Source organism: Paenibacillus sp. J2L1-98 (assembly GCF_056269405.1).
This window is the reverse complement of the sequence record NZ_JBWDNW010000032.1, coordinates 17,100-31,859: the sequence shown is the minus strand read 5'-3', so window position 1 is coordinate 31,859 and position 14,760 is coordinate 17,100. Positions and strand designations below refer to the sequence as shown.

The following is a 14,760-nucleotide window of genomic DNA, read 5'->3' as shown; positions in this document are numbered from 1 at the left end:
TGAGGAGGAAGAATGCAATGACAGAGCCGAAACAAGCTCACCTGAAAAAAGAAGTTGCCCCATTTGAGAAAACGGATTTAAAGTCGAGTATCAGACAGCTTTTTAACACCTTAGTGCCACTCGTTCTGCTCTGGTATGCCGCTTACTATAGTCTTTCGATATCGTACTGGCTTACTGCTCCTTTGGTGCTGCTTACTTCCGGTTTCGTCATTCGGACATTCATCATCTTTCATGACTGCTGCCACGGATCGTTCTTCAAAAGCAAAAAGGCAAATGACATTATAGGTACCATAACAGGCGTACTTACGCTTGTTCCTTATAGACAGTGGAAAAACTCCCATTCCATTCATCACGCAACGAGCAGTAACCTCGATAAGCGGGGCGTTGGCGACTTGTGGATTCTTACCGTAGAAGAATATGCTAAAGCGCCGCTGATCCGCCGCATTGCATATCGGATGTACCGCCATCCGCTCGTGATGTTTGGTCTAGGTCCAATTGGCGTATTCCTTATTCAATATCGTTTTAACGTTAAGGGCGCAAGACGCAAGGAACGGATGAACACTTATTTGACGAATGTATTGATCGTAGGCTTATATGCATTGCTTGTTTGGGCAATCGGCTGGCAAGCTTTCCTGCTTGTTCAAGGCCCCGTGTTTTTCGTATCCGGTCTGCTCGGCATCTGGTTGTTCTATGTGCAGCATCAATTCGAGGATTCCTACTTTGAATCCGAAGACGAATGGAGCTACGTGAAGGCAGCTGTTGACGGAAGCTCTTACTACAAGCTTCCTAAAGTATTGCAGTGGATTACGGGCAACATCGGCTTCCACCATGTACATCATTTGAGCCCGAAGGTTCCGAACTATTATTTAGAGCAGGCGCATAATGCGACGCCGCCGCTGCACAAAGCGACGACGATTACGATAAGCGAGAGTTTGGAGTCGCTCCAATTCCGCCTTTGGGATGAAACAGACAAAAAATTTGTCAGCTTCAAAGGGATCAAGCACCGTCTTCGGAAAGCGAAATCCGAATCGGTTTCAGACCAGCTGAAAGCAACGCGTCCAAGCTTGAAATTCAAGTAGTGTAATATAGAAGCCATGCCGTCACAGGCTGGCTTCTAACTTTTTTGTCTTACAAGGAAAATAAATACTTGAACAAACGTATATGCTAAAATGATTATAACTATAATTGCAATCAAAGCCTGGCATAGGAAAAAGGGTGGACGACCATGAACAAGTGGTATCAGATTTTTCATAAAAATACAGGTTTAAGCCCTTATGTTTGGGTCGTCTTCTGTATTCTGCCTTTTTACTTTATTTTTCGCTCGTCCTCGCCCTATGAGGTCGTTTCCGGCATTATTATGATTATCCTGTTCTTTATTTGTTACCGTCTGTCCTTTGTTTCCAAAGGATGGCTCGTTTATTTCTGGACGAGTGTGCAAATTGCCATATCGATTGCGATGACGATGTTGTTCAGCTACGTTTATTTTTCGATTTTTTTAGCTTTCTTTATCGGAAACATTCAGAATCGGGCCGGATTTTTCACCCTGTACACGATTCATATCGTAAGTACATTCGTAACGGTCAATTACGGCTTCGCTACGCAAAACAGTTTGTTTTTCACACAGTTTCCGTTCATTCTTATTAGCCTGATCGTCGTTATCCTGCTTCCCTTCAATACGTACAACAAGAATAAGCAGGGACAGCTCGAAGGAAAGCTTGAGGATGCGAATAAGCGGATTTCGGAGCTGGTTAAGCTGGAAGAGCGGCAGCGGATCGCGCGTGATTTGCATGATACGCTCGGGCAGAAACTTTCGCTCATCGGCTTAAAGAGTGATTTGGCAGGGAAGCTGATGATCAAAAATCCGGCAGAAGCGCAGGCTGAAATCAATGACGTTCGCCAGACGGCGAGAATGGCATTAAAGGAAGTAAGGGAAATGGTTACGCAGATGCGCGGTACGAGGCTTGAGGACGAAATGTTTCGGGTCAAGCAGATTTTGAAAGCGGCCGAAATTGCATTCGAGCTCGAAGGCGAATGGAAGCTGGGCAATACGAATCTATTGACTGAAAACGTGCTCAGCATGTGCTTGAAGGAAGCGGTAACGAATGTTGTGAAGCACAGCGGAGCAACCACATGCACCGTTACGATACAATCATCGCGCACAGAGCTCTTGCTTACGGTGAAGGATAATGGCGTAGGCATTCCCGAGTCGGCTAGAAACTGCGGCGGGCATGGCCTTCAAGGCATGAAGGAGCGTCTTGAATTCGTGAACGGAAGCTTGGACATTGTCACGAATGACGGTGCGACGCTCATGATCAGAGTGCCGAATGTAATTAAACAAATCTAACGCTTAGCTAACGAAGGGATTGAGGGATATGATTAGAATCGTCATTGCCGAGGATCAGCGCATGCTGCTGGGCGCCCTCGCTTCTTTGCTTGATTTGGAAGAGGACATGAAGGTCGTCGGAAGAGCAGGCAACGGAGAAGACGCGATAAGTCTTGTTCATGAGCTTAAGCCAGACATATGCATTATGGATATTGAAATGCCGGCTAAGACGGGGCTTGACGCTGCCGAGGAGCTGAAGGGGCAAGGCTGCAAAGTCATTATTTTAACGACGTTTGCACGGTCCGGTTACTTTGAACGCGCCCTCAAGGCGGGAGTTAGCGGCTACTTGTTGAAGGACAGCCCCAGCGAGGAGCTTGCCAACTCGATTCGGAGCGTGATGGCTGGACGGCGTATTTTCGCTACCGAGCTGGTCGATGAGGCCTACGGACAAGAAAATCCGTTAACGGAGCGGGAGAAGGAAGTGCTTGTTCTCGTTGCGGATGGAAAGAATACGAAGGAAATTGCGAGCGAGCTCTTCATTACGACAGGAACTGTCCGCAATTATATAAGCGTCATTCTCGATAAGCTTGACGTCAGCAACCGTATCGAAGCGATTACACGCTTTAAGGAGAAGGGTTGGTTTAAATGAAAGTCCATTCATTTGAAGCGGTTTTGGTGAAACCGGAAGCAGTCGGCTCTTGGACATATGTAACGGTTCCTTTTGACGTTGAGGAGCTCTTCGGCCGTAAATCGCAGGTGAGGGTTAAAGGTACAATAAATGGTTTTACCTATAAGGGATCTTTAATGCCGCATGGTAACGGGACGCACTTTATGGTCGTTAACCAAGCATTAAGGGATGCGGCAGAGGTTACAGCTGGCTGCACGGTCAGCATGACGATGGAGCGCGACGATGAAGAACGTGTCGTACAGGTACCGGACGACTTTGCCCTGCAGCTGGAAGCCAATGAGGGCGCCGGAGCTTTTTTTGGACAGCTCTCTTATTCTTATCAGAAAGAATACGTGAGCTGGATCGAAGCAGCGAAGAAGCCTGAAACGAGAATCGACCGGGTTAGTAAAGCGATCGTGAAATTAACAGACGGACGTAGGCTGAAATGATAATGCGCTAGTGAGTCGGCTAAGTCGATCACAACGGCGCATTTTTTTGTTTCTTGGAGTGAGCGAAACGACTTAAGGAAAGAGTACTAGGGAAGGGAGTTAATGGGATGAGTTATTCTAACTTGACACTTCATACGGATAAATATCAAATCAATATGATGTACGCGCATTGGCTGCAAGGTACCTTGAATGAGAAGGCGGTTTTTGAGGTTTATTTCCGCAAGCTTCCCTTCGGGAACGGATTTGCCGTATTTGCGGGATTAGAGAGAATTGTGGCATATATCCGCACGCTTCGTTTTGGAGATGAGGAAATCGCTTATTTGCGTGAACAGGAAGAAAGCTACAAAGAGGAGTTTCTGGATGCGCTGCGCGGCTTCCGCTTCACGGGCAATATTTTTGCGGTAGAGGAAGGGACGCTCGTCTTTGCGAACGAGCCTTTACTTTGCGTGGAGGCCCGTATATTCGAAGCGCAGCTCGTGGAGACAGCCATCCTGAATATGATGAACTATCAGACGCTTATCGCGACGAAGGCTGCGCGAATCAAGCAGGTAGCGCCGGATGGCATTTTGCTTGAGTTTGGGACAAGGCGGGCGCAAGAGGCGGACGCTGCCATATGGGGTGCAAGAGCCGCTTATATAGCCGGCTTCCATGCGACCTCGAATATGCGGGCGGGCATGCTCTTCGGCATTCCGGCTAAAGGGACGCATGCTCATTCGTGGGTGCAGGGGCATGATACGGAGGAGGAGGCGTTTCGCGCTTATGCGGATTCGCTGCCGGATCAGGTGACCCTGCTGGTAGACACTTACAATACGCTCAAAAGCGGGGTTCCGAACGCCATTAAGATAGCCCGTTTACTGGAGAGTCAAGGGAAGCGGATGAATGCGATCCGTCTCGATAGCGGAGACCTAGCGTATCTGTCGCAAGAGGCGCGAAAAATGTTAGATGAAGCCGGGTTATCCTATGTGCAGATCGTTGCTTCGAACGACTTGGACGAGAGCATTATTTCTAATCTCAAGTCGCAAGGGGCGAAGATTGATGTATGGGGCGTCGGAACGCAGCTGATTACCGCTGCGGATCAGCCGTCGCTGGGCGGCGTTTACAAACTGGTTGCTCGTGAGAAGAACGGCAGCTACGAGCCGGTCATTAAAATTTCGGCCAATCCGGAGAAGGTATCGACACCGGGCTTCAAGGAGCTTTACCGAATCATCAATACGCAGACCGGCAAAGCAGAGGCGGATTATATTACGCTCAAAGGTGAGCAGCAGATTAAAAGAGGAGAGCGAATTAAGCTGTTTGACCCCGTTCATTCCTACATACACAAATATATCGATCACTATGAAGCGATATCGTTATTAAAGCCGATTTTTGTACAAGGGGAATTGGTGTATGAACTGCCGGGCTTGGAGCAGATCCGCAGCTATCACAAGAGGCAGTTCGAGCTGTTTTGGCCGCAATATTTGCGTAAGCTGAACGCTGAAGCGTACCGGGTAAATTTAAGCGAAGCGGTATGGGAGTTGAAGATGGAGCTCATAAAGAAGCACCAGCTGTAGCCGGTGCTTTGTAAGGAATAGGCGTGCTTAATGAGGCGGATGGCAGCTTAAGGGGGGGGGAGACGATTTTCGTTTCTTTAGCAGCGCCTTAGGGGAGACGATATTCGTTTCCCTAGCACGCACTGGTATGGCCCATCTCGCCAGTAATTCGATTTTGTCGAACTAATTCGAGCAGTCTCGTGAAAAGAGCCCACTTAAGTCGATTGCGCATAACTAAAGGGCTCTTTTTTCTGCGCTTCGCGTTAAAGCAGTTCTTTAAGTGTATGAACTCGAACTAATGGGCAAGGAACTCCGATACGCTCATTATTAAGCTGCAAAAATCGAACTAAATGACTGGGAGCTGGGAGCATAGACGACAAAGGACATCTGCGGCTAGGAAGTGTGCAGATGTCATTTATTTTAAAAACAACTAGCTTTGCAAGTAATCCATAAATAATTGCAGCCGGGGTGCAATAGAGCCTGGCACAAGCTCATGTCCGAAGTAGCGATATACGGCGATGTCTTTGTCGCAGGTTAAATGATTGTATACGGCAAAGACGGTGGACGGCGGTGTAATATCGTCGACAAGCCCGATCGTCAGCCAGGAGTAGCAGCTAATACGCGGGGAGAGGTTCATAATATCGAAATAGCTTAACGTTTCCTTCGCATTTGTTTCGATTGCCGGGCTGCCTGAATGGCGGCGGAAGTAGTCGTTAAGCTCGCTGTACGGTCCGCGCGGCGTCGTATCGATCGCGCGTTCGAAGTTCGATAAGTACGGGTGATCAGCAACCGCCAGCTTAGGCACATTCGATAGCGCAGCGGCTGCGAGAGTGATCGCGCCGCCTTGGCTGCCGCCCGTTACGGCGATGCGAGCGGCATTAACCTCCGGCATAGCTGCCAATATGTCGATGGCGCGTACCGCATCCATATAAACGGCACGGTAATAATACTCATCCTTATTTTGAATGCCCTTAGCCATCCATCCGGCAACATGACCGTTCGACGACACCACATTGTCCTCGCTTTCGCCATGCTGGCCCCGGCAGAACATTTTCAGAACGGCATAGCCCTTCAAAGCCTGATTCACCGTATCGTGAATATCTCCGTCAACACACCAATTATAGCCATGGAAAGCGACGATGCCCGGAAGTGGATCTGCTTGCTCGGGCAAGGCGAGAATGGCTTCGATCCTCGCATCATTAAAGCCTTGGTAGAATACGCGGTAAACCTTCAAGCCCTTTACCGGATAGCTCAGCTCAGTCCGCTCATATGCAAGAGGCACCTTGGCGAGTTCGGCCAGCGTTGCGTTCCAGAAAGCATCAAAATCATCTCGCCGTGTTAGAGCAGGCTTATACTCTCGCAACTGATCGAGGGGCAAATCATACGGCTGTGCCATTTCATTAACCATCCTTTTTATTTAGATTGAACAACTAGAATTGAAGCTAGGATGATGATAGCAATTGTGAACTGAAAGCGCAACCACCATAACTGCTGTACAATTCCGACAGTGCTGCAAAACAGCGGCAGGCAATTGAAGTGCTACCGAGGTTTGACAATAGATGACACATCATATACCATAAAAAATGATGGTTCATCTTTATGCTAACATAAACAGAATCGTTCATTCATTGATAATGGCAGCTCAAGCTGTTGATTAGCAGCATACAAACTGAAGCAATAAATATGAATGTATGAAATATTTATTGGAAAACGGGTGATTGCAGTTGGATGAAAGTAAATATTCCCGGGCAGAAGCACTGCGTTATGTCATACTGGCTACGCAGCGGCAGGGCAATCGGGAGCTGAATGATTTGCTGAAGGAGAACGGTCTTACGTCCTCGCAAGCAGAAGTGTTACGTATTTTGGAGGATTGGAAAAACCTGTCTCTCAAAGAGCTTGGCCAGTTGTTGATCTGCGAAGCCGGCAGTCCGTCACGGCTTATCGAGCGGATGACACAGGATGGTCTTATTGAGAAAGTCGTTGATCCGAAGGATTCACGGTTCGTAATTCTTCAATTAACAGCTAAGGGGGCCGAGAAAGCGGGCACTGTTGCAAGCATCGAAAAACAGCTGTACGAAAAGCTTTTGGACATTTACTCAGACGAGGAGCTAGAGTTGATTTGTTCATTATTGCTTCGTTTTCTGGATGGGCATCCTTTGACGGACACGTTAAAAAAACGGGGATACATGCTAGGACACACAATTAATTAAAGTTGTCAGGTTGGCGTCGGAAGTTTCAACGGCGCCATTTTGTTTGGCTTAATTCTCTTCTGTATGATTATGCGCTTGACAATAGATGACACGTCACTTATATTGTAAATAGATGACACATCATTTAATTAAGGGGGTAAGAAACGATGAGCAAAACAAAAATTCACGTCCTGCATACAGGAAGCGTCAATGTCGACCGCGCATTGCCCTTTAAGGAGAAAACGCTGCATCCTTTGCCATTCTCAGGCTGGTTGCGGCCTAATCGCTGGAGAATGTGGGTTCCCGTCTCTGCGTATTTGATTGAACATCCGAGAGGTCTCATATTGGTAGACGCCGGCTGGCATGAAGACATGCGCTTGAATGTGCGTAAACATCTGGGCTTTCTGGCAAGTACGATGATCACGGGAATCTTGCCTCCAGGTCAATCCGTCCGGGAACAGCTGATGCGGCTGGGCTATAGGGACCGGGATCTTGATTTTGTAGTTATGACTCATCTTCATTCCGATCATGTAAGCGGACTTAAACATGTAGCCGGTGCAAAACGTATCATTGTTTCCGAATTAGAGTGGAAAGCGGCAAATAACGACGCCAATTACATCCCCTCTATGTGGGAAGGCATAAACGTTGAAACGTTCCAGATGAAGTCCATTCCGCATGGTCCTTATAAATCCGGTCTCGACTTGTTCGGAGATGGTTCGGTCTATCTGGTGTTCACACCCGGACATAGCAAGGGCATGGTTTCTTTACTTGTAAAAACCGATGAGGGTTGGGTATTGCTTGGCAGTGACGTCGGATATGCGAGAAAATCTTGGGAGGAGCATATATTGCCGGGTGTTACAACAAGTGTCGACCAAGCTGATAAATCGCTGAGATGGCTGAGTGATTTTTCCGGAAGAGACGATTGCAGAATGGTTATCGTCAATCACGACATCGAGATTGCGCCGCAAGTTATTATTTAAATAAGCTGGTCAGAGGTAATGACCCGTGCAGACGCACTCTCGTTACGAAATTCGAAATACGAGGAAGCTTATATTTTAGGCACATTAACAGTTAACGTGAATGACGCACATATTTACGATCGATATTTTGATTTGTTAAAAAAACAGATTGAACGAACTAAAAGATATATATGATAAATTAACGGTGATAGAGAGCCGGATAAACATGCTCGAGAAGGCTGCCGTGTTTTTTACAAGGAGGATATTGTCAATTAACGATTACAGTTGTATAGAGTATGTAATATAAATGATATGGATTAATTAGGAGGATAAATAACGCAGGAAGAGACGTCATGTGCGGTCTGCAAAGATCGGCAAGACGTCTCTTTTTTGCGTTCGTATATCCGAATAACGCAGTCCAATTCGTTAAACTCCGCTTTTTTCCCCCCATTTAATTGTCTTTAGAAAATAGAGAAGTAGCGCAGACGCCGATATAGGCTTATTCATAGGGAAGCAGCTGGAAAAAAGAGAAAAGGTTGAATATTTCCCGTTGAGCGCAGCGCAAAAACCGATTAAGGTCAAAGCAATCCAACAGCTGCATGGCGTTGGAATTCAGTGCAGGCGGATGCTGACGGGGACAACTACGGCGTTAGTCATGACTGCCTGCGAGGAGGCTGCGAATGACTGTGCTTGCTGGTACAAAGAGCTATATTTTCGAACAAAATGATGTTTTTCCGAGCTGCCATGCTTCTACGCTAACTCATTTATGCGGCGGAGACCTGCTGGCGGCATGGTTCGGTGGAACCTGCGAGGGCGATCCGGATGTAGATATATGGATTTCCCGCCGTCATAAGGGCATATGGTCGCCTCCCGTCAAAGCGGCGGAGGAAGAGGGACTGCCGCATTGGAACCCGGTTTTGTTTACGGATGAGGACGGAACCGTTTATTTGTTTTATAAGGTTGGCCATACGTTCACGGAATGGTATACGCGAATAATGGTTTCAACGGACGGAGGGCAGACGTGGTCGCAGCCAAGAGAGCTTGTTCAAGGAGATCGCGGAGGCAGAGGACCCGTACGGAATAAACCGATTATTTTGCAAAATGGAACCTGGGTGGCGCCCGCTTCGCTGGAGCAGCAAGCATGGGAGGCTTTCGTCGACGTGTCTTCCGACCGGGGCGAGACGTGGACAAGCAGCTGCATCATCCGGGCACCGATCACACGGGAGCCGGGCAAAGGCGTCATTCAGCCGACGCTCTGGGAATCGCAGCCGAATTTTGTTTCTATGCTGCTTCGCAGCACGGAAGGGTTCATTTACCGCAGCGATTCAATCGATGGGGGAATATGCTGGCGCGAGGCCTATGCGACCTCGCTGCCTAACAATAACAGCGGAATCGATCTTGTGAAGACTGCTGGCGGCATGCTTGCGCTCGTTCATAATCCGGTCGGGGCTAACTGGGGACCAAGAACGCCGCTTGTTGTCAGCCTCTCGGAGGATGACGGCTTAACCTGGCAGCAAGCTCTCGTGCTGGAAGAGGGAGAAGGCGAATTTTCTTATCCGGCTATTATCGAAGCGGGCGGCAAGCTATATATCACTTATACGTGGAATCGGAAGAAGATTGCCTTTTGGGAGCTGACATTGTAATGGGGACATTCCGTATTAGCGGAAGCAGCTTTATGTTTGACGGTAAACCGATTCGAATTGTATCTGGCGCCATTCACTATTTTCGGGTCGTTCCCGAATATTGGGAGGATCGGCTGCTGAAGCTTAAAGCATGCGGATTTAACACGGTAGAAACGTATATTCCGTGGAATTTGCATGAGCCTCAGCCGGGGCAATTTTGCTTTGACGGTCTGGCGGATATGGAGAAATTTATTCATATCGCCGCGGGGCTGGATTTGTTCGTGATCGTTCGTCCCAGCCCGTACATTTGCGCGGAGTGGGAATTCGGAGGCTTGCCGGCATGGCTGCTTGCCGATTCGGATATGCAGCTGCGCTGCAGCTATAAGCCTTATTTAGAGAAAGTAGACGCTTATTTTGACGAATTGCTGCCGAGGCTGGAGCCTTTTCTTTGCACGAAGGGCGGGCCGATTATTGCTATGCAGATTGAAAATGAATACGGCAGCTACGGCAATGACCGTAAGTATTTGGATTATTTGAAGGAAGGGATGCGGCAGCGGGGAATCGATGTGCTGCTGTTCACCTCGGATGGTCCGACCGACGCTTTGCTGCAGGGCGGCTCTGTCCCCGGCGTTCTGGCGACCGTTAATTTCGGGTCGAGGCCTGATTCCTCATTCGCGAAGCTGCTCGACTATCAGCAGGACCATCCGCTCATGTGCATGGAATATTGGAACGGGTGGTTCGATCATTGGGGAAAGCCGCATCATACGCGGGACGCAGCGGATGTGGCCGCCGTATTTGAGGAGATGCTGCAGGCGAATGCCTCCGTCAACTTTTATTTATTCCACGGCGGGACGAACTTCGGCTTCTATAACGGAGCGAACGCTCAGCTTCGCGATCACTATGAGCCTACGACGACAAGCTATGACTATGATGCGCTGCTCGATGAAACGGGGCGGCCGACGGATAAATATTATGCCGTCCGCGAGGTGCTTTCAAGTTATATGGTATTAGATGAGCTGAAGCTTCCTGAGCCTGCGCCGAGAAGGGCATACGGAAGGGTCAAAATGACCGGACAGGCGGATTTGTTCGGGCATCTGGATGCGCTGTCCACAGCCATTTCGTCGCCTACGCCGCTGCCTATGGAAAAGCTGGGGCAAAGCTTCGGCTTTATCGTTTATACGACTTGGATATCCGGGCCGAGGCCGATGGAGCAGCTGCATCTGCAGGAGGTGCGGGACAGGGCACTCATTTACTTGAATGGTCAATTTATCGGAGTCATTGAACGTGCGAGCGAGGAGCAAACCGTTTCCTTCGAGGTTCCGGCTGGCGGGGCCGAGCTCCGCATCGTGGTCGAGAACATGGGAAGAATCAATTACGGCCCTTATTTGAAAGACCGCAAAGGGATTACGGAGGGCGCCCGGCTCGGCTTTCAATTTTTGTTCGATTGGCTGATCCACCCGCTTCCGGTGGAGGATCTGTCTCCGCTTACTTTTGATGCGGTATCTGTACAGATGCATCCTGCCTTTTATAAGGCTGACCTTTACGTTGACCGGCCGGAGGATACGTTTATCCACATGGGCGGCTGGACGAAAGGTGTCGTGTTTTTGAACGGGTTCAATTTAGGACGCTATTGGGAAAAAGGGCCTCAGCAAACGCTTTATGTACCGGCTCCGTTACTGCGTCAAGGAAATAACGACATTGTCGTATTCGAGCTGCACGGAACGGATGAAACCGCAATTACATTCACGGATTCGCCGGTATGGAATAGCTGAGAAATAGGACAACCAGGAGAGTATGCGGATGAATAAAATAGTTATCTTTTACGATAAATCGTTTCCCTATGATGGCGTTCGACCAAACGGGGAGCAGCTGGCTGCTCTTGCCGAATTCGGTACGGTGGAAGGTGTGCAAGGATTAGCGGATGCGCTGCGAACGGCACAAGGCCTGGTGCATCTTCACGGCCGGTATTTTCCAAAAGAAGATTGGCCCGCTTTGCTCGAATACTTCAAGCAGGGAGGAGCTTTGCTGCACATGGGAGGGGCGCCATACCGTGTTCCCGTTTACTTAGAGTCGGGACACTGGCGTGCAGAGCCCGAGCAAACCGCCTACCACCAGCAGCTGAACATCCATGAGATGCTGCCGGTGGATGCGGGCCCCATCACGGAATATGCGGCGAATCCGGATATTCCGTTGTTCCAAGACAAGCAGGCGATGTTTGCGATACAGCCGACTGTAGGTTTTGTGCTTCATGCGACAAAGGCGGACGATCAGCCGGGACAAGGCGGTTCAAGCGGGCCGATGGATGCGCATATTTACCCGCTGCTGAGGGGCATTTCCGCATCCGGCCGCGAGATAGCGGCACCTTGCGTGCTGCTGGAAAATACGAAGGGAGCTTTTGCCGGCGGCCGGTGGCTGTTCATCAACCAAACGCTGGAGGATCGTTTTTGGAGCGGGGGCGGGGCGGCAGCCATCCGGGAATGGAGCGCCTTTTGCGCGAGGGGCGTAACTGAAATTTGGTTTAAGCCGAACTACGGCTGCTACGAGCCGGGCGATCGGCCGACATTGACGCTTCAGCTGCAGGAGCTGGGCAGGAGGAGCGCGGCAGCATCTGTCCCCGGCGAAAGCGTGCGTCCGCCGGAATGGCATTTTCATATTACGGTGACGAAAGATAGCGCAAGCGGAGCACTTCCGGTATGGAGCGGCGAGTCAAGGCTGGAGAGCTCGCGAGAGCTGGTATTCGCGCGCATTCCTGTGCCGATAGACGTGGAGCCCGGTTACTATACGGTTAATTGTGCTGCGGTTTCGAGTCAAGGGGAAACGCGTATTTACCGTCAAGGCTTTTGGGGCTTTGACGAGCAGCTGCTGCAAGAGGGCGAAATGCTGACATGCGATCGCGATTATTTCCGGAAAAACGGCCGTCCGCTGCCGATTGTCGGCATGACCTATATGACCTCCGATGTTGCGCGCAAGTTTTTGTTCATGCCGAACGTGTCGGCGTGGGACCGGGATATGGCTCAAATGAAGCGGGCGGGCATTAATTATATTAGGACCGGCATTTGGACGGCTTGGCGGCAGGTCATGTTCGTTGACGGGCATCCGTCCGAGGAAGTGCTGCGGTCGGTCGATGCCTTCTTATTGACAGCCAAAAAGCATGACTTGGAGGTCACCTTTACTTTTTTTGCTTTTACGCCGGAAGCTTGGGAGGGCGTCAATCCATACCTTGATCCGAGAAGCGTCGAAGCTCAAAAAAGATTTGTTGCGGCCATCGTATCGCGTCACGCCAATTCCACGCATGTGCATTGGGATCTCATTAACGAACCGTCGATGTTCCACCCGGACAAAACGTTCAGCGGACCGCAAGCGTGCGGCGACCGTTACGAGCAGGAACGCTTTATCGAATGGCTGCGGCTGAGACATCATGATGACATTCGGCTGCTTCAGGAGCGGTGGAATATGACTCCGGCCGAACTGCCGTCCTTTCAAGCGATAAAGCCGCCGCGCAAGGAGGATATCAATTTCAATACAACGGCGATTCATCCGAAAAAGAACGGGCCGTGGCTGGATTATTGCTTGTTTACGATGGATATGCATAATCAATGGGCGCGGGAGCTCGGTGCAACGATTCGGCGCATACAGCCGAAGCAGCTCATTACGGTCGGGCAAGATGAGGCGCTTGCCGGCCAGAGGCCCTCTCCTTTCTTTTACGAAGAGGCGGTAGATTATACAAATGTTCATTCCTGGTGGCTGATGGATGATCTTGTGTGGGATACAGTATTCACCAAGACGCCGAATAAGCCGAACCTCGTGCAGGAGACGGGCATGATGTACGTTGAAACGCCGGACAACAAAGCGAAGCGGTCGGAGCAGGAACTCAGAAATATTTTGGAACGGAAATATGCCTATGCATTCGCTACGGGAGCGGCAGGCGCGGTGCAGTGGATTTGGAATATTAACTTTTATATGCATAACGTGAACGAATCGAATATCGGCGCGGTCAGAGCGGACGGCACCGAGAAGCCGGAGGCTGACGTCTCCTATGATTTTGGCCAATTTATTGGCAGGATCGGTCATTTATTCGAGGAGCGGCGCTTGGAGGAGACCGTTGTTATTTATCCTTACTCCAATGACTTCTCCGCCCGCAGTCTTGCCCTCTCTGCAACGACAAAGCTTACGCGAACGATGGCTTATGAGCTGAAGCAGCCGTTCCGTGCGCTTGGCGAGTATCAGCTTGACTCGCTTTGCAGGCAGCCGCCAAAGCTCATCATTGTCCCGAGCGCGCATAATTTCAGCGGAGATGCGCTGGGCAGACTGCTGGATCATATCACGGAGTATGGAGGAACGCTTCTGTTTACGGGACCGGTCAGTATAGACGAGTATTGGCGTCCCACAGACCGGATGATTGGCATGATTGGCGAAACACAGGTAGGCAACGTGCTCCGGGAGGAAGTATTGGAATTGGAAGGACGGCTCATTCCCGTGTCTTTCGCAAATACCCGGATTGCAGAGGCGGCCAAAGAAACGGCCCAAGCCGCTTCCGCCGCATCATCCTCTGCGCCGCTTACCTTCAAGAAGCTCGGGAAAGGCAGCTTTCTTTGGTGCCCGCTGCCGATCGAGTTAAACGAGCGTTCGGATGCTCTGACTCAGGTATACGATTATGCCATAGGTCTGGCTGGAGTTGCCGCTGAGCTTTTATGGCTCAAAGGCGGCGAGCTGCCGGGCGTATACGGACGCAAATTGGCTTTCGGAAAAGGGGCGCTGTACATTTTTGTTTCTGAATATGCAGTTAAGGCTGAAGTGGAAGTAACCGATCCCGAGACTGGCATCTCGTATGGCTTCTCATTGGAACCGGAGCGAATCGTAATGTTCGCGGCCGATCGAAACGGACAGCTGCTTGCTGTATATCGGCCGGACGAGATTGTAATTACGTTAAACGAACGATAAGGATAACAAAGCAGAGAATGGAGGGGAATACGTTGACGGAACTTTTAGCGAGGCCAAGTAAGCAGCAATTGGCTTGGCAGG

11 protein-coding genes are annotated in these 14,760 nt (G+C 49.9%); 10 read left to right on the top strand and 1 reads right to left on the bottom strand.

Going from position 1 to position 14,760, the window contains the following annotated elements; genetic code table 11:
• The first annotated feature begins 17 nt into the window (after positions 1-17).
• The 5 genes from desA (at position 18) to AC0YNZ_RS29245 (ending at position 4,989) form a co-directional block, all read left to right on the top strand.
• A complete protein-coding gene (gene desA, locus AC0YNZ_RS29265; RefSeq protein ID WP_475829911.1) occupies positions 18-1,079 on the top strand; it encodes a Delta(5) desaturase DesA in 1,062 nt (353 codons plus the stop codon).
• A gap of 146 nt (positions 1,080-1,225) precedes the next feature.
• Positions 1,226-2,344: a sensor histidine kinase gene (locus AC0YNZ_RS29260; protein ID WP_475829910.1), complete on the top strand. Its 1,119-nt coding sequence runs from the start codon at positions 1,226-1,228 to the stop codon at positions 2,342-2,344.
• A 28-nt stretch (positions 2,345-2,372) separates the two neighbouring features.
• Entirely contained in the window at positions 2,373-2,972 is a 600-nt protein-coding gene (locus AC0YNZ_RS29255) for a response regulator transcription factor (RefSeq protein WP_110774150.1), read from the top strand.
• The gene (locus AC0YNZ_RS29250; RefSeq protein WP_475829909.1) at positions 2,969-3,439 is read left to right on the top strand and encodes a YdeI/OmpD-associated family protein; all 471 of its coding nucleotides are present in this window, start codon (positions 2,969-2,971) and stop codon (positions 3,437-3,439) included. Before AC0YNZ_RS29255 ends, AC0YNZ_RS29250 begins: the two co-directional genes overlap by 4 nt.
• 107 nt (positions 3,440-3,546) lie before the next feature.
• Entirely contained in the window at positions 3,547-4,989 is a 1,443-nt protein-coding gene (locus tag AC0YNZ_RS29245; RefSeq protein ID WP_475829908.1) for a nicotinate phosphoribosyltransferase, read from the top strand.
• 409 nt (positions 4,990-5,398) lie between these two features.
• On the opposite strand, the gene AC0YNZ_RS29240 is transcribed toward AC0YNZ_RS29245, so the two are convergent.
• Positions 5,399-6,364 (bottom strand): acetylxylan esterase, encoded by a 966-nt coding sequence (locus AC0YNZ_RS29240; protein WP_475829907.1) that lies wholly within the window; start codon positions 6,362-6,364, stop codon positions 5,399-5,401.
• A 328-nt stretch (positions 6,365-6,692) separates the two neighbouring features.
• Between AC0YNZ_RS29240 and AC0YNZ_RS29235 the strand changes: the two genes are divergently transcribed.
• The 5 genes from AC0YNZ_RS29235 (at position 6,693) to AC0YNZ_RS29215 (ending at position 14,679) form a co-directional block, all read left to right on the top strand.
• Entirely contained in the window at positions 6,693-7,178 is a 486-nt protein-coding gene (locus AC0YNZ_RS29235; RefSeq protein ID WP_475829906.1) for a MarR family winged helix-turn-helix transcriptional regulator, read from the top strand.
• A gap of 146 nt (positions 7,179-7,324) precedes the next feature.
• On the top strand, positions 7,325-8,137 hold the full coding sequence (locus tag AC0YNZ_RS29230; RefSeq protein ID WP_475829905.1) for an N-acyl homoserine lactonase family protein: 813 nt from the start codon (positions 7,325-7,327) through the stop codon (positions 8,135-8,137).
• 659 nt (positions 8,138-8,796) lie between these two features.
• Positions 8,797-9,759: a sialidase family protein gene (locus AC0YNZ_RS29225; RefSeq protein ID WP_475829904.1), complete on the top strand. Its 963-nt coding sequence runs from the start codon at positions 8,797-8,799 to the stop codon at positions 9,757-9,759.
• On the top strand, positions 9,759-11,510 hold the full coding sequence (locus tag AC0YNZ_RS29220; RefSeq protein ID WP_475829903.1) for a glycoside hydrolase family 35 protein: 1,752 nt from the start codon (positions 9,759-9,761) through the stop codon (positions 11,508-11,510). The genes AC0YNZ_RS29225 and AC0YNZ_RS29220 overlap by 1 nt, the downstream gene beginning before the upstream one ends.
• 28 nt (positions 11,511-11,538) lie before the next feature.
• Positions 11,539-14,679 (top strand): beta-galactosidase, encoded by a 3,141-nt coding sequence (locus AC0YNZ_RS29215; RefSeq protein WP_475829902.1) that lies wholly within the window; start codon positions 11,539-11,541, stop codon positions 14,677-14,679.
• Positions 14,680-14,760 lie beyond the last annotated feature (81 nt).